The organism is Haladaptatus rarus (assembly GCF_054177585.1).
Window position 1 is genome coordinate 385,241 of record NZ_JBPEHG010000002.1, and the last position, 15,985, is coordinate 401,225.

Consider the following 15,985-nt stretch of genomic DNA (forward strand, 5'->3'; position numbering starts at 1 on the left):
TCAATGGCACCGCACCGTGACGGTCAACTATCGGCAGGTGTACCCCTCGTCACTCGATCCTGCCGGATATCCGACGTTTCGTTTCGCTCGTTTCTCGCCGGGCGACCGGCACCGAGAATCTACTGGACTACCCCCGACGGTCTCGAGATCGCCGCGAGTGGGGCTGTCGCCCGCATCACTGCCGACGGAGACGGTCGGTTCGACGACGTTCGCGCGCGAGCGAACGACCTCTTCGACTCGGTCGATACCGACGACGCCCCAGAATCGACCCGTCCGCGGCTGTTCGGTGGGTTCTCGTTTCACGCCGAACACGCCACCACCCCACCATGGGACGGCTTCCACGGTGCGGAGTTCGTCCTCCCGCGAATCCAACTGACCCGAACGGCGACCGATACGTGGCTTACCGTCTCGGGCCACGATACCTCACCGGACGCCGTCGCGGAGACGCTGACGGACGTTCGTGCCGAGATGGAGTCGCTCCCCCAGATGCAGCCAACAGCCGACCCGCCGGGTGTCGAGACGACCGAGCACATCACCTCGCGCGAGGAATGGTGCGAACAGGTTCGCCGGGCGACCGACCAGATACACGATGGAACCCTCCAGAAGGTCGTCCTCGCGACCGCACTCGACGTCGAACTGTCCGAATCGGTCTCCGTCCCGGATACCCTCGAACGCCTTCGCACGTCGTATCCCGAATGCTACCGGTTCCTCGTTGAACCCGCCGAGGGTGGCGGCTTCTTCGGCGCACCCCCCGAGCGACTCGTCTCGCTTCGCGGGCAGACCGTCGAGACGGAGGCCCTCGCGGGGTCGATCGCTCGGGGCGAGACGCCCGAAGAGGACGACGAACTCGCAGCGGAACTAGCCAACAGCGAGAAAGTCCGCGAGGAACACGACCTCGTCACCGAAACGATTCGGGACGGACTCGAACCACTCGCGTCGTCGGTCGTCGTCGGTGACCGACGACTCAAGCGCCTCTCGAACATCCAGCATCTCCAGACGCTGATATCGGCGGAACTCACTGCCGACCAGCATATCCTTTCGGTCGTCGAAGCACTGCATCCGACTCCTGCCGTCGGGGGCCTCCCGCCGGACGAAGCGATGCAAACGATTCGGGAGACGGAGACGTTCGACCGTGGCTGGTACGCCTCTCCCGTCGGCTGGTTCGATGCCGACGGTGATGGCGAGTTCGCGGTGGCGATCCGCGCCGGTATCGCTGCCGACGAGCGTGCGACCCTCTTCGCCGGTAACGGCATCGTCGCCGACAGCGACCCGACCGACGAATGGGAAGAGGTACAGTTGAAGTTCCTGCCGATTCTCGACGAACTCGAATGACTGCACCGAACCGAAACACGCTGTGGGCCGAGACGTTCGTGGACGAACTGGCCGCCGGAGGCGTCGAGGCCGTCTGTCTCACCCCCGGCAGTCGGTCGACACCGCTGACGGTCGCGTTCGCGGCACACGACGATATCGAAGTCTTCTCACATCTCGACGAACGGTCCGCGGCCTTCTTCGCGCTCGGTCGGGCAAAGCGCACTGGAATGCCGACACCGCTCGTCTGCACCTCGGGAACGGCAGCGGCGAACTTCTATCCAGCAGTCATCGAGGCGGACAGGGCGCGCGTGCCGATGCTCGTTTGCACGGCAGACCGTCCACCGGAACTCAGAGATAGCGGGGCGAATCAGACGGTCGATCAGGAGAAACTCTACGGCGACACCGTCCGATGGTACGCCGACCTCGCCGAACCGGAGGCCGAGCCACGGAAACTCCGGTCGCTTCGGACCACGGCTGCGCGCGCAGTCGGGTCGGCGACTGGAACACCGCCGGGACCGGTACATCTCAACGTTCCGTTCCGAAAACCGCTCGAACCCACCGAGGTTCCGGGTGACGTCCCGGACGACTTCCGTGAGCGCAATCCCCTCGCGGTCGAGGGACGCGATGGCCCATTCGTTCGGGTGACACAGGGAGTTCCCGAACTCGACGTCGAATCGGTCGCCCGACTCAGTGACAGGATTGCGGGTACGAACCGCGGGTTACTGGTCGTCGGTCCCGAAGATGCGCCCACGCCATCCCGCGACGCGCTGGCAACCCTTGCAGACGCCACCGGTTTCCCGGTGATCGCAGACCCTCTGTCGGGTCATCGGTTCGGCCACGACGGGTCCATCGTCGGTGGTTACGACTCGTATCTCGTCCCGGACGTGACCGACGAGTGGCCCGACCCGGAGGTCGTCCTCCGGTTCGGCGCATCACCCACCTCGAAGGTGCTCCGACAGTATCTCGAACGGACCGACGCTCACCAGTTCGTCGTCGATTCCGCGGGTGGGTGGCGTGAGGCGTCCTTCACTGCGACTGATCTCGTAGTCGCCGACCCGACCCGATTTGCGAAGCGACTCGCTCATACGCTCGATACGTCGGCAGACGAGGACTGGGCTGGTCGGTTCGCCCGTGCAGAAAGCTGCCACTGGAATGCGGTCGAAGCGACAGACGAGTATTTCGAGGGGAAGATACTCGCGTCCGTCGCCGAACTTGTTCCCGATCCGACGACCCTGTTCGTCTCGAACAGTATGCCGGTTCGCGATCTAGACCGGTTTGGCAGACCTCGTTCCGCCGAGATCTCTGTACTCGGCAATCGCGGTGCGAGTGGTATCGACGGTATCGTCAGCTCAGCACTCGGGGCCGGAAGTGCGACGGACGACCCGCTCGTCCTCGTGACCGGCGATCTCGCGTACTACCACGACATGAATGGGTTGCTCGCGCTCGAACGCTGCGATGTCGATGCGACCATCGTGGAGATCAACAACGACGGTGGCGGCATCTTCCACATGCTCCCCATCGAATCGTTCGACCCGCCGTTCACCGGCCAGTTCAAGACGCCGCACGGTCTCGATTTCGAGCCAACCGGCGACATCTACGGCTTCGATTTCGAGCGCGTAGAATCGCTTCCTGAATTCCGTGAGCAGTTCCAGACGTCGCTCGACACGCCGGGAACGCAGGTCATCGAAGTCCTCACCGACGCCGAAGCGAGCCATCGAATGCGAGAGTCGGTACAAGAGCGAGTCGTTCGGGAACTTTCCGGGTAATCCTCTCTTTTGATAACCTTTCGAAGATTAAAAATAGTATCGTGTTGACTCGATGTACGTTGGTTCCCATGACAGTCACTGAGTCGGAAGAACTCGTTACGTTCTTGCGAGAGCACGTCGGCGATCACCTCCGAAGTGTCCTCTACTACGACGACGATGTCTCTGACTTACTATACGTTCGTGACGACGTTGCCGATGCTTACAACGAAAACGGGCGGACAAACGTAATCCAAGATATGCGGCTTGAAGCAATCGAAAAGGCCCATCAAGAAGACCTCTACGTCCACGGGTCGTTGAACTGTACGATTCGCTGTTTCGAAGACGCCGTCGAGATGCATTTCGTCCACGGCGAACGTTCCGGAACTGCCGTTGCACTCGATGGGGAGGTGTTCGCGGTGCAAAACTCGTTCATCGGTCGCTGTCTCGAAGTGATGGGACAGGGCTGAAAGCGGAGAGTTTGGCCCGGATGTCGGCCTTTTACTGTCTTCCCTCTGAGGAGTCCATATGAGCCTCGAAATCGACCCTTCGAAGGTGGATGCAGAAGCGATCGGTGAAAAACGCGCGACGCTGGCGATGGAACACGAGGAAGCCGTCGAACACGTCCGAGAAGCATTCACTGACGCCGGGTTCGGCGTCGCAACCGAGTTCTCCCCCTCTGCACTACTCGCGGAGAAGATCGACGCCGACCGGGACGAGTACCACGTCCTCGGTGCGTGCAACCCTGCGATGGCGAATCGTGCACTGGACGAGAGCGACCAGCAGATCGGCGCGCTCTTTCCCTGTAACGTCGTCATCTGGGAGGAAGCACCTGGCACTCAGACCGTCTACCACGTCAGCATCATGAAGATCGCCCGGCTCGTCGGGATGGCTCCCGACAGCGACGCGTGGGCGGACATCGTCTCCGAAACAGGTGACCTCGTGGACGAAGCGTGGGCGAATCTCGATACGGCCTGACTACTCCTTGCTCTCCGTTTCTCCCTGTCCGACAATTTCCTGGTCTTCGCCGAGTCCTTCCGCATCTCGTCGTCGGATCTCCTCACGGAGTTCCGAAACCTCGTTTTCGAGTTTCGCCACGTCGTCTTTCGACGCCTGCTCCGTTTGTGACCGCTTGTAGACCAGATACAAACCACCGAAGATGGTCAGTGGGAGGCCGAACAGCATGATCGCCATGATGATGATGACGAGAATTTCCATCCCACCGGGAACGGGGCCAAACAGGGGAACCATACCCGCATATCGACAGGCGACGGACAAAAGCACCGTGGTCATCCACCGAGGGCGAGCGGCCCATCAACACCCCCATCAGATGAACGCGGCGACACCCGACACGGGGTGGAAACAAACTGAGAGCCGTGCTGACGAGGAAGATGCCGATACCGAAGGAACCTGCGAACAGATACGATGCGACGACCAACAGGGAGAGAACACCCACCGAGAGTAGTCGGTAGTCCATCTTGCCGATTGTTCGGCGATAGCCATCTCCTGGAGTGAGCACGAGGACGACCCCGACGACGCCAGCGACCACTTTGACGACCAGCAAGACCGGCAGGTCGTGTGGTGCGTTCGTCTCTCAGTACGCTTCTCTCACACTGAGGGAACCGTCGTTTTCCGGGTGGCGATGGCTGTCGCTCCGTGGTCAGTGCGCGAAAGAAAATCTCGTTTGGTGTCGTCGCTTAGCCGAAGAGTTCGCCGAGACCTTCGCCGCTGGCCTCTTCTTCTTCGTCGTCTTCTTCTTCTTCCTCTGCGGCTTCCTCTTCTTCGGCTTCCTCGTCGCCTTCGTCGGCACCGCCTGCGGCACCGCCAGCTGCGGCACCACCGGCAGGGACTGCGGCGGCCTGTTCGACGGCCTCGTCGATGTCGACGTCCTCCAGCGCGGCGACGAGCGCCTTGACGCGGGATTCCTCGACGTCGACGCCAGCAGCGTCGAGCACGTTGGTGAGGTTTTCTTCGTTGATCTCTTCGCCCGATTCGTTCAGGATGAGTGCAGCGTATACGTATTCCATTGTTGTTATCCGAACATAGCGCCGAGGCCTTCTCCTGCCGCGTCGTCATCGTCGTCTTCGTCGTCTTCGTCGTCAGGCTCGGCTTCAGTTTCTTCGTCAGTCGATTCTTCTTCCTCAGCCACACCGCCCGCAGCAGGGGCTTCGATTCCACGAAGCTCCTCGGGCAGTGCGTCCTCGTCGTCTATCTGGGCAGCCAGCGTCCGCACCTGTGCGTCCGCCTTGCTCACGAGATCCGGGGCAAGGTCGGGACTCTCGATGGCGGCCTGGAGACCGAGGCTCTTTGCCTCGCCAGTCGCCTTCGAGACGAGCAGTGGGACGGTCTGTTCGGTCGGGAACACCGCGTTGACCGAGAGGTTGCGACCGAAGGCCGCCGCCGTCTCGATGTCTGCGCGGTACTCGTCCACGTCGATGGCGAGTTCGTCCGACTCGAACATGACGCCGTCAGAGTAGACTGCGCGCAGGTCGAGACCGACCTCTTTCGGCTCCATGCCGAGTTCGGAGAGCACGTTTGCGAGTGCTTCCGACACCTCGTCGCCTTCCTCTGCGACGACGCTGTCCTCGGTCACGTGGATGGAGCCATCCATGATCCGTGCGGCAGCACCGGCCTGCTGGAGTTCACCCACGAACGGGCCGGGGTCGACGCCCGTGTCACCCTCGGGGATGACGATCTGGTTCGGGGCGACTTCGCCCGCCGAGATGGGTGCCGGACTCTTCGAGGCTTCCAGTTCGCGGTACAGCCCGAACGGGTTGTCGTTCGTGCCGATGAGTCCGATCTGGCCGTCGACGTACTCTTCTAAGTCTTCGAATCCTTCGCCGACCTCCGAGAGCGCGCGTCGAACCAGCGTGTTACGGCTGACGCGGAGTTCCGCGCTGCCGTGCAGGCTGCGACGCATGTTCTGGAGCTGCTTGCTCGGGATGCCGGTGATGTTGACGACGCCGACACTGCTGTAGTCGTCGACGAAATCTGTCAACTTGCCGACTTCCTCACGTTTCCACTCCGGAATAGTCTCAGTCTTGCGTTCGGCTTCTGCGGACATCTTAGGCCACCTCCACGGATGGGCCCATCGTCGTCTTCACGTAGACGGTATCGACGTTGAGTGGACCTTTCTCCAGGTTGGAGTGGAGACGACGGAGGATGACGTCGATGTTGTCAGCGATTTCCTCCGCATTCATGTCCTCTGCGCCCACGCGCGTGTGGAACGTCCGTCGGTCGCCACTGCGAAGCTGGACGGTGTTTTTCATCCGGTTGACGGTTTCGACCACGTCGTCGTCGGGCTGGAGTGGCGTCGGCATCTTCCCGCGCGGTCCGAGCACGGTACCGAGGTATCGACCGATATCTTGCATCATCGATGCCTCGGCGATGAAGAAGTCCGTGTCGTCGGCGAGATCTTTCGCCGCGTCGTTGTCGTCACCCAGGTCTTCGAGTTCGTCACCGCTGAGAACGTCGTCGGCGACGTCCTCAGCTCGAAGGGCGGTTTCGCCCTCCGCGAACACGACGATAGTGGTGTCTTGGCCGGTTCCAGACGGGAGTACGATACTCTCGTCTACACGATTCGAGGGATCGTTTAAATCGAGGTCGCGCAAGTTGATCGCGAGGTCTACCGTTTCGCGGAAATTCCGCTGTGGGGAGTCCTCGAGTGCGCGAGAGACTGCTTGCTCTATCTCATTATCTGCCATCGTTCACCTCCGTAGTACGCAGGAATGCTCCTACGGGTCAGTGAAACAGGCCATGCCTGTCTCACTCGAAATTGTCCCATGCGTAACTTAAACCCGTCGAACCACCCGCATCGGAGCGTGCCGTGAGCCGCCATCGATATGTGCGACGATGGTAAAATATCGCCACACGACCATCGAACGATGACGCTACTACCGGGGGTTCTGGCGCTCTTGCTCGCCGCCGTCCACCTCTTCGCCGGGAAGGTGAAGTCGTTTCAGGTGATTCCGCGGAGCTACTGGCTCTCGGGGGCTGGTGGTGCGTCGGTCGCATACGTCTTCGTCCACATCTTGCCAGAACTCGAAGGGGCGACGGTGCTGGAATCGGTGGCCTTCTTGGCTCGATTTCTCGAACGACACGTCTTCATCGTCGCGCTCATCGGGTTCGCACTGTTCTATGGGCTGGAACGACTCGCACAGGAGTCCGGCCACGGACGAACCGACAACGGGAAAGACGCGAACCGACGAGTGACCGGTTCCGGGGTGTTCTGGCTCCACATCGGCTCCTTTACCGCGTACAACGGACTCATCGGCTATCTGCTCGTCCATCGGGAGCAACCGGGCGTGGCGAGTCTGCTGTACTTCGCCGTGGCGATGGGGTTGCACTTCCTCGTCAACGATTACGGTCTCCGAGACCACCACGAGGACGCATACGACCGACGGGGGCGGTGGTTGCTCGCCGCAGCAGTGCTCGTCGGGTGGGCGATCGGCAGTGCGACCCACGTCGACGAAGCCGTGGTGAACACCCTCTTTGCGTTTCTCGGTGGGGGTATCGTCTTGAACGTCATCAAAGAAGAACTCCCCGAAGAGCGCGAGAGTCGATTCTGGGCGTTCGCGCTCGGTGCAGCAGGCTACACGGCGATCTTACTTCTCGCGTGAGTGACTGCCCATCCAATTGACCAGCGAAACAGAGTCAGCTCTGTCGCTACAGATCGCAAACAGCGGAAAGAAGAGACCCGGATTAGGCGGCGAGAGCGTCGTCGTACTCGCCAGCGTCGATCTTCTCTTTGAATTCGCGGGGGTTCTCTCCCTCGATGGTGACACCGAGCGAGGTACACGTCCCGACGACCTCTTTCGCCGCGTTCTTCGTGTCGTAGGCGAGGAGGTCGGGGTGTTTCTGCTCCGCGATCTTCTTCACCTGGTCGATGGAGAGGTCGGCGACGAAATCCTTCTGGGGTTCGCCGCTGCCCGTGTCGAAGCCAGCCTCGTCCTTGATGAGTGCTGCCGTCGGCGGGACACCGATCTCGAGTTCGAAGCTGCCGTCCTCTTCGATGGAGATGGTCACGGGAACCTCCGTACCATCGAAGGCGGCGGTCTGTTCGTTGATCTCGTTGACGACTTCCTGTACGTTGACCGCGGTCGGGCCGAGTTCCGGGCCGAGCGGTGGGCCAGGGTTGGCCTGCCCTCCGGGTACGAGGACTTCGATTGTATCAGCCATACCAGAATGGAATCTCGCCGCAGTTTTAAACGTTACGAGGAGAGTTCGCTGGGCCACCGTTCGCAGGGATGGCTTCGATAGATTCCACGTCCTGTTTCCCGTTTGGAATCAGCGCAGTTGTGCTCGCGTTCATCGCGATCGTGTCCGTTCTCGTTTCTCGGTGGGTGTACCAGTCGTCGGGATGCCGGCTCGGAACGATGGCTTCGTGGTCGTCTTCGAACCGATAGCTATTCTCTCCATCGTGGCTATCGGTTCGGTATGAATCCCGCTACGAAAGGACTCACGAGTGGACTCCTCGCATTCGTCGTCGCAGCGTCGGTTGCATCTGTCGCTGGCGGTCGGAAACAGGGTTTCAAGATAGGGATACTGACTGGCGGCAGTGTCGCCGTCAGCGTCTGGTTCTCCGAGCGTCGGTCGTGAGCGTTGGAACGTCTCTCACGGAAGGCTCACGCCGTGTCGACCGAGGAATTCGCTCGCTCTCTTGATCTCGACCGGACTCCCGATGATGCGGAGCTGGTCGTCTTCGTAGGGGACGATGGTGACTATGAACTGATCTTCGAGGTCGGCCCGAATCCCGTTGAGGACGTCGCGGTGAAGAATAATCTGGGTACTATCGCGGAGGTGGGCGGGATCCGGCATTCGTGTAGGGGGTTCGCTAGCCGTAACCTATTAACGTGTCGAAACTATTGCAGGGTTCTCGCTGGGTCGAAAGAACAGATTTTTCGGCAGTCACGGCGGAGGTGTCCATAATGGGACTGGAGGAGGAAATCGAGGATCTCCGCGAGGAGATTACCAACACGCCATACAATAAATCGACCGAGGCACATATCGGTCGGCTGAAGGCGAAACTCGCGGAGAAAAAAGAGAAGTTGGAGAACCAGTCCTCCGCAGGCGGTGGCCACGGCTACGCCGTCGAGAAAACCGGTGACGCGACGGTCGCGTTCGTCGGCTTCCCCAGCGTCGGAAAGTCGACGCTGTTGAACGCCCTGACCGCCGCAGAGAGCGAGGTCGGCTCGTACGAGTTCACGACGCTCGACGTGAATCCGGGGATGTTGCAGTACAACGGTGCGAACATCCAACTGCTCGACGTGCCGGGACTCATCGAAGGTGCGGCCCACGGGCGGGGCGGAGGGCGCGAAGTGCTGTCGGTCGTCCGTGCCGCCGACCTCGCGGTGTTCGTCCTCTCCGTCTTCGAGATCGACCAGTACGAACGACTCAGCAAGGAGTTGTACGAGAACAAGATCCGGTTGGACTCCCAACCGCCGAGCGTCTCGATCTCGAAGAAAGGCAAAGGCGGGATCAAGGTCACCTCCAGCGCCGACCTGGAGATGTCCGACAACGTCATCAAGGAGGTGCTCCGCGAGCGCGGCTACGTGAACGCAGACGTGACCCTGCGCGAGAAGATGGATATCGACCGCCTCATCGACGGCATCATGGACAACCGCGTCTACATCCCGTCGATGGTGACGGTGAACAAGGTCGATCTCATCAATCCAGACTACGCCGAAACCGTCCACGAACAGCTTCGAGAACACGATATCGATCCCGACGAGGCGGTGTTCATCAGCGCAGAAGAAGAGAAGGGACTGGACGCGCTGAAAGAGAAGATCTGGTCGGAACTCGGTCTGATGCGTGTCTACATGGACAAACCGGGTCGCGGTGTCGACTACGACGAGCCGCTCGTCCTCCGTGAAGGAAGCACCATCACGAATGCCTGTGAGAAACTCGGCGGCGACTTCGAAGAGCGGTTCCGATTCGCGCGGGTCAGCGGTCCCAGCGCGAAACACGACGAACAGCAGGTCGGCACCGAGCACGTTCTCGCGGACGAAGACGTGCTCCGAATGATCCTTCGAAAGTAAACGTCCCCATGGTTCTTACGAGGCGTTCGTCTTCGCATACTGATTCCTCACAGGCAGGTTCTTCACAAGCAGATTCCTCACGCGAAGACTCGTGGCAGCATCGCCACCTCGCATTGCTCGCGCTCGGCATCGTACCGTGGACGATCCTCGTCGCACCGGGCGGGACGACGCTCGTCTTTCCCTGGGGACTCGTCGAACCGACGACGCTCCACGTCACGACGCTTCCCGAGTATCTGTTCGTCCTGACAGCCGGATTGCCGGGACGACTCCTCGCGTGGCCGGTGAGCGTGCTGCTCTACCTGCTCGCACTCGTGAGTTCGTTCTCCGGGCGCTTCGAAGACCGACGGGTGACGGGGGCGTTGCTGGTACTGGCAGGTGTGACCCACGCGAACTTCGCTCTCGGATTCGTGCGACGGGCAGGGTTGGTCGTTCCACTCGGGACTGTCGCACTCTGGGCGACTGCGTGGTGGTTCCACTGGCCCGACCTGCGCGGTGCGCTGGATCGGTCGTAGTCTCGTCACCGGATAACCGACCACTCATTATAGTTTGCCCGCACGCGACACACGCGAACAACAACCAAAAACAACCGTTCCGAAGCTCCGCCTATCATCCCGAAGTTCCGCGAGCGGTACGCTTTTCGCCGCGGAGTGGCTGGTTTCGAACGCATGAGTGGGACACTCGACCACGTGATGATGCGCGTAGAGGACTTGGACGCGGCGCTCGACTGGTACCAGACCCACCTCGATTACGAGGAGAAGGGTCGCTGGGAGGCCGACACGTTCACCAACGTCTTCCTCGCGCCGGAGGACGTTCACGACGAGGGTGCCGTGCTCGAACTCACGTACAACCACGACGGTCGGTCGTACGAGATGGGCGACGCGTGGGGCCACATCGCCGTGCGGGTGGACGACGTGTACGACGCCTACGAGGAGCTGATTGACGAGGGCGTCGATGATTACCGCGACCCCGACTCCTGTGGCGGGAGCTACGCCTTCGTGAAAGACCCAGATGGGCACGAAGTCGAGATCGTCGAGCGCGACCACGGCGCGCGCTGGAGTCTCGACCACACCATGATCCGCGTCGAGGACGCGGACGAAGCCCTGGGCTTCTGGACGCGCAAGTTCGAGTACCAGCACACCGGACGCTGGGAGTCGGACACGTTCGCCAACTACTTCGTGAAACCCGAGGACGCCGCGCCGGAGTCGATGGCGGTCGAACTCACCTACAACTACGACGGTCGAACCTACGAGATGGGCGACGTATGGGGACATCTCGCGGTGCGCGCGGACGACCTCCACGAGGATTGGGAGACGCTGATGGAGCGCGAAGCAGAAGAGTACCGCGACCCAGACTCCTGTGGCGACCGCTACGCCTTCACCAAAGACCAGGACGGTCACGAGATCGAACTCGTCGAACGCGAGTAAGCCGCCGTCCCCGACTTCTAGCACTCAGCCGAAAACGATAGTATTCCGACGTTATACGCCCGAAATCACTGTTCTATCGGATAGTCGTCAGTCATCGTTCGATGTCATAATCGGCATCGAATCATGTCTTCATTTGATATGGTTATTCGACGCTACTTAAAGACTGGAATGGTGAATCATCTCATTCATGGGAGTAATCCCGGCCTGAATCTGACGACAAAATTCGTTACCAATCAGTCGATTTACCATTACTGCGAACCCTCATAGAACCCTCTACTGCCCGAAACCGGGCGTTTGAGGGTGTATGGCCCGATCACTATGCCACAAAGAATTTATAACAAGGGGATAACGTTTCGTCTGTACCCCTACCCATGGTGGCAATCGGAGTACCACTTGACTTCCCGTTCGATTCGGGTTGCACAAAATGTGCAAATGGTCGTGGGAAAGTAACTGTCGCCGCAATAGAAACAAAACAAGAGAAAGCATGACAGGAAATATGACAAAGGTTCGCAGCCTGCTCCTGACGGCGCTTATGGTTATGTCGGTCTTCGCCGGCGCAACCGCGTTCGCAGGTTCGGCTGTGGCAGCAGAATCCGGTAAGACGATTTCGGACAACACTGTTGTCTATCAAGGTCAAGTCGGTCTCGTGAACGCATTCGGGGCCGAGAAAGAAGTAACGCTCTCGAAAGGAAAAGACGGCGGTAACGGATTCGTCGACACATACACCGCGGACACTAACGGCGAATTCACCATCGACACCTCCGAGCTGGAGACAGGATTCTACCAGCTCTCGGGAGACGATGGCAGCGGTACTACCGTAACAATCACCTTCCAGGTCGTTCAGCAGTCATTCGATGTGAGTGCCGACTCGACCACTCTCATGGAAAACAGCGAAGACCAGTCGGTCTCGTTCTCCATCGATGACTCGAACCGTGAGAACTTCGACGTCAGTGTTTACTCCGAAGAGATCACTGGCGACGACAGCGCCATTGACTCGTTCTCCGGAATGCACGAGGAAGGCGACGGTCCACACACGTTCGACCTCGACCTCAGCAGCTACGACCTCTCGCCTGGCACGTACAACGTGACTGTTAGCGTCGATGACACTACGGCATCTCAGACGTTCGAGATCACCGTCAAGAAGGGCGGTTCCGCATCCTCCAGCTTCGGAGACAGCGTCTACAACGTCCCACGCGGTGACATCGTCCCGATCACGGTGAACCTCGAGAACACCAAATCGGCAACGGCTACTGTTGGCAGCGCAGAGTCCAACTTCGAGATGACCGTCGACGTCACCGACAACGACGACGATGGTAAGGTCACCTTCTGGCTGAACACGTACCAGACGACCAACACTGACGCTTCCAAGGTCATCTACGCGGGAGCCAACAGCGAAGATGGCGTCACGGCAGCGTGGGAAACGCCCTCGAGTGGCGGTCTGGAAGACCCAATCGCAGTCACGTCGGGTGACAACATCTACGAGCTGTCCGTCGACACGAACAATGACGGTACCCCGGACGACGTTGCGTCGCTCTCCGTCGACCCACGTTCCACTGGTAGCGCCCAGACGTGGATCGCTCCCAACAATCTTGAGAGCTACGACGACGCTCCTGGTCTGACGTCGCAGCTCACCCAGCGTAGCAATGTCGCAAAGGACGACCACATCGTTGTCCAACTCAAGGACACGACTGGTATCTACGGTGCTCTCGCCGCTCAGGGATTCGGTGCGTCCGTTGACGACGTTGAGGGCCTCTCACTGAGTATCAAAGAGGTCAACCCAGAGCCAAACACGGAAGTCAACAGTCTCAACAGCAACAGCGCCGGTGTCAAGGTGTTCGCTGACGGTAAGAACAACACGCTCTACGCAGTTATTGATACCTCTGCAGTTGACTTCGCTGAACAGTCTGACGCAGACGAGGACTTCTACGGTGACTGGAAGGCCACGTTCCACGTGAGCGATGCCAGCAGCGGTGGTTACGCCGTCACGCCTGACGACGACCAGTACGCATCGACCACGTTCACGGTCGAACAGCCTTCGTTCGAACTGAACGACGGTAACGACCTCAAAGTCGCGAACTCGGACAACCAGACGGTCACGGGTATGACTAACCTCGCACCCGGTACGTCGGTGAACCTGCGAGCCCGCAGCTCCGGTGTCTTCTTCAAGAACCAGGATGTTACGGTCTCCGAGGACGGTTCCTTCACGGGCACGTTCGACTTCAGTGGCTACGAGAACGGCACTGAGTTCGGTGTTACGGCAAGTGCCACGGGCGTCGACTCGGTCTCCGTCGACGGTGTCCTGAACGCAAACCTCCAGGAAACCACGACGACGACGACGACCACGACGACTGAGTCCACGACGGAAGAGCCAACGTCCACGACGGAAGAGCCAACGTCCACGACGGAAGAGCCAACGTCCACCACGACCACGTCGACCAACGATGACGGTCAGCCTGGATTCGGTGTCGCAGTCTCCGTTGTCGCACTCCTCGCCGCTGCGCTCCTCGCGCTCCGCCGAGAGAACTAAATCGGATTAACTTCCGATTCCAACGATAACTGATTCATTTTTCGCGCACTCGACCGCTGAGCGATAGCGCTATCGAACCCAAAGACGAATCGAGAAGTGAGACTATTCTCCGGCACCCAAGACGGGGACGATTCTATGGTATCGAAAACCGCGATAGTTCTACAGTAACAACAACGCCGATGATTCTGCAGTGACGACAACACCGACGATTCTCCGGTAACTACGACCGCCGTTACTCGACGCTGAGCAGTTCGCTCGGTGCGCCCGCGAGTGCTTCGAGGGCGTCCGCTTCGATGTGGTGGAGATCACCCGGCACGACGAGCAGGTGGAGTGGGTCACCGAAGTCGCGTTCTGCGAGTTCCGACAGTCGATCGGCTTCGACCAGTGGGTCGGGACTCCCTGCCCGTGCGACCACGACCGCGAGCACGTCGTCGTACCCGTCGGCGAGCATCTCGCTCGCCACGTCCGCGGTCATGTACTCGTCTTCCGTGGTTGCGTTCTTTTCCCCGGACGGATTCCAGCCGACCTTGATGTCGAGATAGACGAGCGTGTGGAGACCGCGGTCGCGGTTGTCGTCCAGGACGGTCGTGACGCTGGCCGGGAGACCATCCGCGCCGTGGGCGTAATCGAACGGAAGCGTCGTCGCCTTGCCGAAGCGGTAGTTCTGGAGACCGGTCAGGCCACTCGCGGCGGACTCTGCTGTGGGTGCGTGGATGACGCGGGTGTCGATGCCACGGTCTTCGGCACGCAGTCGGAGGTCGACGTGGGTGGTCGAGATCATCGTATCGCCTGCCGTGAGAAAGGCGGCGTGACCCGATTCGGCGGTAGTGAGGACCTCCTCGGGGTCTTGTTCGACGCCGGGGCGGTCTCGCACCTCGATGTCTTTCTCGTGGAATCGTTCGAGGTCGACAACGTCCGCACCGACGAGTTTGCTGGTATAGAACTCGGCGAATACGCGGTCAGCATCGGCGATCGCGTCACGGCCTTCGACGGTGATCGAACGCTCGTCGTACAGGCCGAGACCGATGAAGGTGAGCATACCGTCACTCTGCACGCTCGTCGGTTAAGCGGCGCGGAACGTCGTCCAAAAAATCGAACCGTCGATGGTCGTCGATTCAGTATCGCTGACTCGGGAACTGGCTCGTCTGCTGACCACCAAGCTGCTGACCCCCGACCTGCTGACCGCCGACCTGCTGACCGCCGGTCTGTTGGCCGCCAATCTGCCCCATCGATTGTCCACCACGTTGGCCACCGCCCATCTGCTGGCCACCGCCCATCTGCTGGCCACCGACCTGCTGTTGCGTGCCGAAGCCTTGCAGCGCCGTCAGTCCCTTGTTGATGGAGTCGAGCGACTGCCGAGCGTGCTCGATAGTGTCCTGCACTTCGGGTTCGTCGATGTGCTGTTGCAGTTCCTGCAATCCGTGCTGGATGACCTGCGTCGTGCACTGGCCGAGCTCCTGGCTGAACGGCGACTGCCGGATGATGAGCTTCTTCTGGAACTCCGCGAGCTCCTGGATGTCGTCACAGACGTTCGCCACGCGCGGCAACCCACGCTGTACCGCCTTCATCTTGGCCCATTCCGCAGTGGTCGAGACCTTCTCTAAGTCGTCGACCGCCAGTCGAACCTCGCTCGGAACGGATTCCTCGTAGCGCTGGCGAATCTGCTGGCCGAACTGTCCGGGCTGTTGCTGCTGCTGTTGTGGTTGTTGCTGCTGCTGTTGTGGCTGTTGCTGGTACTGCTGTTGTGGCTGTTGCTGGTGCTGCTGCATCGGCTGCTGCTGCGTCGACTGTTGCTGACCCTGCTGGCCGATCGGCCGATATCGCTGTGGCTGCTGTCCGACGCCGACCTGCTGTTGTGTCTCTGGCTGTTGCTGGTACTGTTGTGCCATTGTTTTCCTCCGGCTCCGCATCCGCCTGCGGAGCTACTCCGCCGTACATCGAGAC

General features: G+C 60.3%; 19 protein-coding genes and 1 pseudogene. 11 read left to right on the forward strand and 9 right to left on the reverse strand.

The genetic code is table 11. The annotated features are described in order from the left end of the window. The first annotated feature begins 3 nt into the window (after nt 1-3). The 4 genes from ACR3FE_RS07200 to ACR3FE_RS07215 all read left to right on the forward strand — a co-directional run bounded on the left by ACR3FE_RS07200 (nt 4) and on the right by ACR3FE_RS07215 (nt 4,031). Nucleotides 4-1,332: an isochorismate synthase gene (locus tag ACR3FE_RS07200; RefSeq protein WP_458206400.1), complete on the forward strand. Its 1,329-nt coding sequence runs from the start codon at nt 4-6 to the stop codon at nt 1,330-1,332. Continuing rightward, nucleotides 1,329-3,077 (forward strand): 2-succinyl-5-enolpyruvyl-6-hydroxy-3-cyclohexene-1-carboxylic-acid synthase, encoded by a 1,749-nt coding sequence (menD, locus tag ACR3FE_RS07205; protein ID WP_458206401.1) that lies wholly within the window; start codon nt 1,329-1,331, stop codon nt 3,075-3,077. The genes ACR3FE_RS07200 and menD overlap by 4 nt, the downstream gene beginning before the upstream one ends. A 68-nt stretch (nt 3,078-3,145) precedes the next feature. Then, entirely contained in the window at nt 3,146-3,523 is a 378-nt protein-coding gene (locus tag ACR3FE_RS07210; RefSeq protein ID WP_458206402.1) for a DUF7522 family protein, read from the forward strand. A 58-nt stretch (nt 3,524-3,581) separates the two neighbouring features. Continuing rightward, nucleotides 3,582-4,031 (forward strand): DUF302 domain-containing protein, encoded by a 450-nt coding sequence (locus ACR3FE_RS07215; RefSeq protein WP_458206403.1) that lies wholly within the window; start codon nt 3,582-3,584, stop codon nt 4,029-4,031. Here the strand turns inward: ACR3FE_RS07215 and ACR3FE_RS07220 are convergent, their stop codons facing one another. Continuing rightward, complete coding sequence (locus tag ACR3FE_RS07220; RefSeq protein WP_458206404.1) at nt 4,032-4,304, reverse strand: hypothetical protein; 273 nt, start codon at nt 4,302-4,304, stop codon at nt 4,032-4,034. It abuts the gene before it with no gap. A gap of 34 nt (nt 4,305-4,338) precedes the next feature. Here ACR3FE_RS07220 and ACR3FE_RS07225 point away from each other — a divergent pair, with 34 nt between their 5' ends. Then, a complete protein-coding gene (locus ACR3FE_RS07225) occupies nt 4,339-4,518 on the forward strand; it encodes a hypothetical protein (RefSeq protein ID WP_458206746.1) in 180 nt (59 codons plus the stop codon). Here ACR3FE_RS07225 and ACR3FE_RS07230 read toward each other — a convergent pair. The 4 genes and pseudogenes from ACR3FE_RS07230 to ACR3FE_RS07245 form a co-directional block, all read right to left on the reverse strand. Beyond that, nucleotides 4,438-4,602 (reverse strand): annotated as a pseudogene (locus tag ACR3FE_RS07230) (tripartite tricarboxylate transporter permease); the annotation flags it as partial. The gene ACR3FE_RS07225 and the pseudogene ACR3FE_RS07230 overlap by 81 nt on opposite strands. A 148-nt stretch (nt 4,603-4,750) precedes the next feature. Beyond that, entirely contained in the window at nt 4,751-5,080 is a 330-nt protein-coding gene (gene rpl12p / locus ACR3FE_RS07235; RefSeq protein WP_458206405.1) for a 50S ribosomal protein P1, read from the reverse strand. A gap of 5 nt (nt 5,081-5,085) precedes the next feature. Beyond that, nucleotides 5,086-6,117 (reverse strand): 50S ribosomal protein L10, encoded by a 1,032-nt coding sequence (locus ACR3FE_RS07240; RefSeq protein WP_458206406.1) that lies wholly within the window; start codon nt 6,115-6,117, stop codon nt 5,086-5,088. 1 nt (nt 6,118) lies between these two features. Further along, nucleotides 6,119-6,757 (reverse strand): 50S ribosomal protein L1, encoded by a 639-nt coding sequence (locus ACR3FE_RS07245; RefSeq protein WP_458206407.1) that lies wholly within the window; start codon nt 6,755-6,757, stop codon nt 6,119-6,121. A 180-nt stretch (nt 6,758-6,937) separates the two neighbouring features. Here ACR3FE_RS07245 and ACR3FE_RS07250 point away from each other — a divergent pair, with 180 nt between their 5' ends. Then, nucleotides 6,938-7,672 carry a hypothetical protein gene (locus ACR3FE_RS07250; protein ID WP_458206408.1) on the forward strand — a complete coding sequence of 245 codons (735 nt, stop codon included), beginning with the start codon at nt 6,938-6,940 and terminating at the stop codon, nt 7,670-7,672. A gap of 82 nt (nt 7,673-7,754) precedes the next feature. On the opposite strand, the gene ACR3FE_RS07255 is transcribed toward ACR3FE_RS07250, so the two are convergent. Further along, nucleotides 7,755-8,231 carry a 50S ribosomal protein L11 gene (locus tag ACR3FE_RS07255; RefSeq protein WP_458206409.1) on the reverse strand — a complete coding sequence of 159 codons (477 nt, stop codon included), beginning with the start codon at nt 8,229-8,231 and terminating at the stop codon, nt 7,755-7,757. 258 nt (nt 8,232-8,489) lie between these two features. On the opposite strand from ACR3FE_RS07255, the gene ACR3FE_RS07260 reads away from it, so the two are divergent. Further along, nucleotides 8,490-8,651: a hypothetical protein gene (locus tag ACR3FE_RS07260; protein WP_458206410.1), complete on the forward strand. Its 162-nt coding sequence runs from the start codon at nt 8,490-8,492 to the stop codon at nt 8,649-8,651. 15 nt (nt 8,652-8,666) lie between these two features. Here the strand turns inward: ACR3FE_RS07260 and ACR3FE_RS07265 are convergent, their stop codons facing one another. Continuing rightward, nucleotides 8,667-8,870 carry a VNG_1110C family protein gene (locus tag ACR3FE_RS07265; RefSeq protein ID WP_458206411.1) on the reverse strand — a complete coding sequence of 68 codons (204 nt, stop codon included), beginning with the start codon at nt 8,868-8,870 and terminating at the stop codon, nt 8,667-8,669. Nucleotides 8,871-8,980: 110 nt separating this feature from the next. On the opposite strand from ACR3FE_RS07265, the gene ACR3FE_RS07270 reads away from it, so the two are divergent. From ACR3FE_RS07270 to ACR3FE_RS07285, 4 genes are all read left to right on the forward strand, one after another. Continuing rightward, entirely contained in the window at nt 8,981-10,090 is a 1,110-nt protein-coding gene (locus ACR3FE_RS07270) for an OBG GTPase family GTP-binding protein (RefSeq protein WP_458206412.1), read from the forward strand. An 8-nt stretch (nt 10,091-10,098) separates the two neighbouring features. Further along, the gene (locus ACR3FE_RS07275) at nt 10,099-10,602 is read left to right on the forward strand and encodes a TIGR04206 family protein (RefSeq protein ID WP_458206413.1); all 504 of its coding nucleotides are present in this window, start codon (nt 10,099-10,101) and stop codon (nt 10,600-10,602) included. A gap of 153 nt (nt 10,603-10,755) precedes the next feature. Then, complete coding sequence (locus ACR3FE_RS07280) at nt 10,756-11,514, forward strand: VOC family protein (protein ID WP_458206414.1); 759 nt, start codon at nt 10,756-10,758, stop codon at nt 11,512-11,514. Between the two features lie 496 nt (nt 11,515-12,010). Continuing rightward, nucleotides 12,011-14,041 carry a BGTF surface domain-containing protein gene (locus ACR3FE_RS07285; protein WP_458206415.1) on the forward strand — a complete coding sequence of 677 codons (2,031 nt, stop codon included), beginning with the start codon at nt 12,011-12,013 and terminating at the stop codon, nt 14,039-14,041. Nucleotides 14,042-14,273: 232 nt separating this feature from the next. On the opposite strand, the gene dph5 is transcribed toward ACR3FE_RS07285, so the two are convergent. Beyond that, nucleotides 14,274-15,080 carry a diphthine synthase gene (dph5, locus tag ACR3FE_RS07290; protein ID WP_458206416.1) on the reverse strand — a complete coding sequence of 269 codons (807 nt, stop codon included), beginning with the start codon at nt 15,078-15,080 and terminating at the stop codon, nt 14,274-14,276. Between the two features lie 76 nt (nt 15,081-15,156). Continuing rightward, entirely contained in the window at nt 15,157-15,930 is a 774-nt protein-coding gene (locus tag ACR3FE_RS07295) for a hypothetical protein (protein ID WP_458206417.1), read from the reverse strand. Between the last annotated feature and the right edge of the window lie 55 nt (nt 15,931-15,985).

Excerpts from the sequence above, each read along its gene's own strand:
- ACR3FE_RS07200 (WP_458206400.1), top strand. The coding sequence starts at position 4 with ATGGCACCGCACCGTGACGGTCAACTATCGGCAGGTGTACCCCTCGTC.
- menD (WP_458206401.1), top strand. The coding sequence starts at position 1,329 with ATGACTGCACCGAACCGAAACACGCTGTGGGCCGAGACGTTCGTGGAC.
- ACR3FE_RS07210 (WP_458206402.1), top strand. The coding sequence starts at position 3,146 with ATGACAGTCACTGAGTCGGAAGAACTCGTTACGTTCTTGCGAGAGCAC.
- ACR3FE_RS07215 (WP_458206403.1), top strand. The coding sequence starts at position 3,582 with ATGAGCCTCGAAATCGACCCTTCGAAGGTGGATGCAGAAGCGATCGGT.
- ACR3FE_RS07220 (WP_458206404.1), bottom strand. The coding sequence starts at position 4,304 with ATGGTTCCCCTGTTTGGCCCCGTTCCCGGTGGGATGGAAATTCTCGTC.
- rpl12p (WP_458206405.1), bottom strand. The coding sequence starts at position 5,080 with ATGGAATACGTATACGCTGCACTCATCCTGAACGAATCGGGCGAAGAG.
- ACR3FE_RS07240 (WP_458206406.1), bottom strand. The coding sequence starts at position 6,117 with ATGTCCGCAGAAGCCGAACGCAAGACTGAGACTATTCCGGAGTGGAAA.
- ACR3FE_RS07245 (WP_458206407.1), bottom strand. The coding sequence starts at position 6,757 with ATGGCAGATAATGAGATAGAGCAAGCAGTCTCTCGCGCACTCGAGGAC.
- ACR3FE_RS07250 (WP_458206408.1), top strand. The coding sequence starts at position 6,938 with ATGACGCTACTACCGGGGGTTCTGGCGCTCTTGCTCGCCGCCGTCCAC.
- ACR3FE_RS07255 (WP_458206409.1), bottom strand. The coding sequence starts at position 8,231 with ATGGCTGATACAATCGAAGTCCTCGTACCCGGAGGGCAGGCCAACCCT.
- ACR3FE_RS07260 (WP_458206410.1), top strand. The coding sequence starts at position 8,490 with ATGAATCCCGCTACGAAAGGACTCACGAGTGGACTCCTCGCATTCGTC.
- ACR3FE_RS07265 (WP_458206411.1), bottom strand. The coding sequence starts at position 8,870 with ATGCCGGATCCCGCCCACCTCCGCGATAGTACCCAGATTATTCTTCAC.
- ACR3FE_RS07270 (WP_458206412.1), top strand. The coding sequence starts at position 8,981 with ATGGGACTGGAGGAGGAAATCGAGGATCTCCGCGAGGAGATTACCAAC.
- ACR3FE_RS07275 (WP_458206413.1), top strand. The coding sequence starts at position 10,099 with ATGGTTCTTACGAGGCGTTCGTCTTCGCATACTGATTCCTCACAGGCA.
- ACR3FE_RS07280 (WP_458206414.1), top strand. The coding sequence starts at position 10,756 with ATGAGTGGGACACTCGACCACGTGATGATGCGCGTAGAGGACTTGGAC.
- ACR3FE_RS07285 (WP_458206415.1), top strand. The coding sequence starts at position 12,011 with ATGACAAAGGTTCGCAGCCTGCTCCTGACGGCGCTTATGGTTATGTCG.
- dph5 (WP_458206416.1), bottom strand. The coding sequence starts at position 15,080 with ATGCTCACCTTCATCGGTCTCGGCCTGTACGACGAGCGTTCGATCACC.
- ACR3FE_RS07295 (WP_458206417.1), bottom strand. The coding sequence starts at position 15,930 with ATGGCACAACAGTACCAGCAACAGCCAGAGACACAACAGCAGGTCGGC.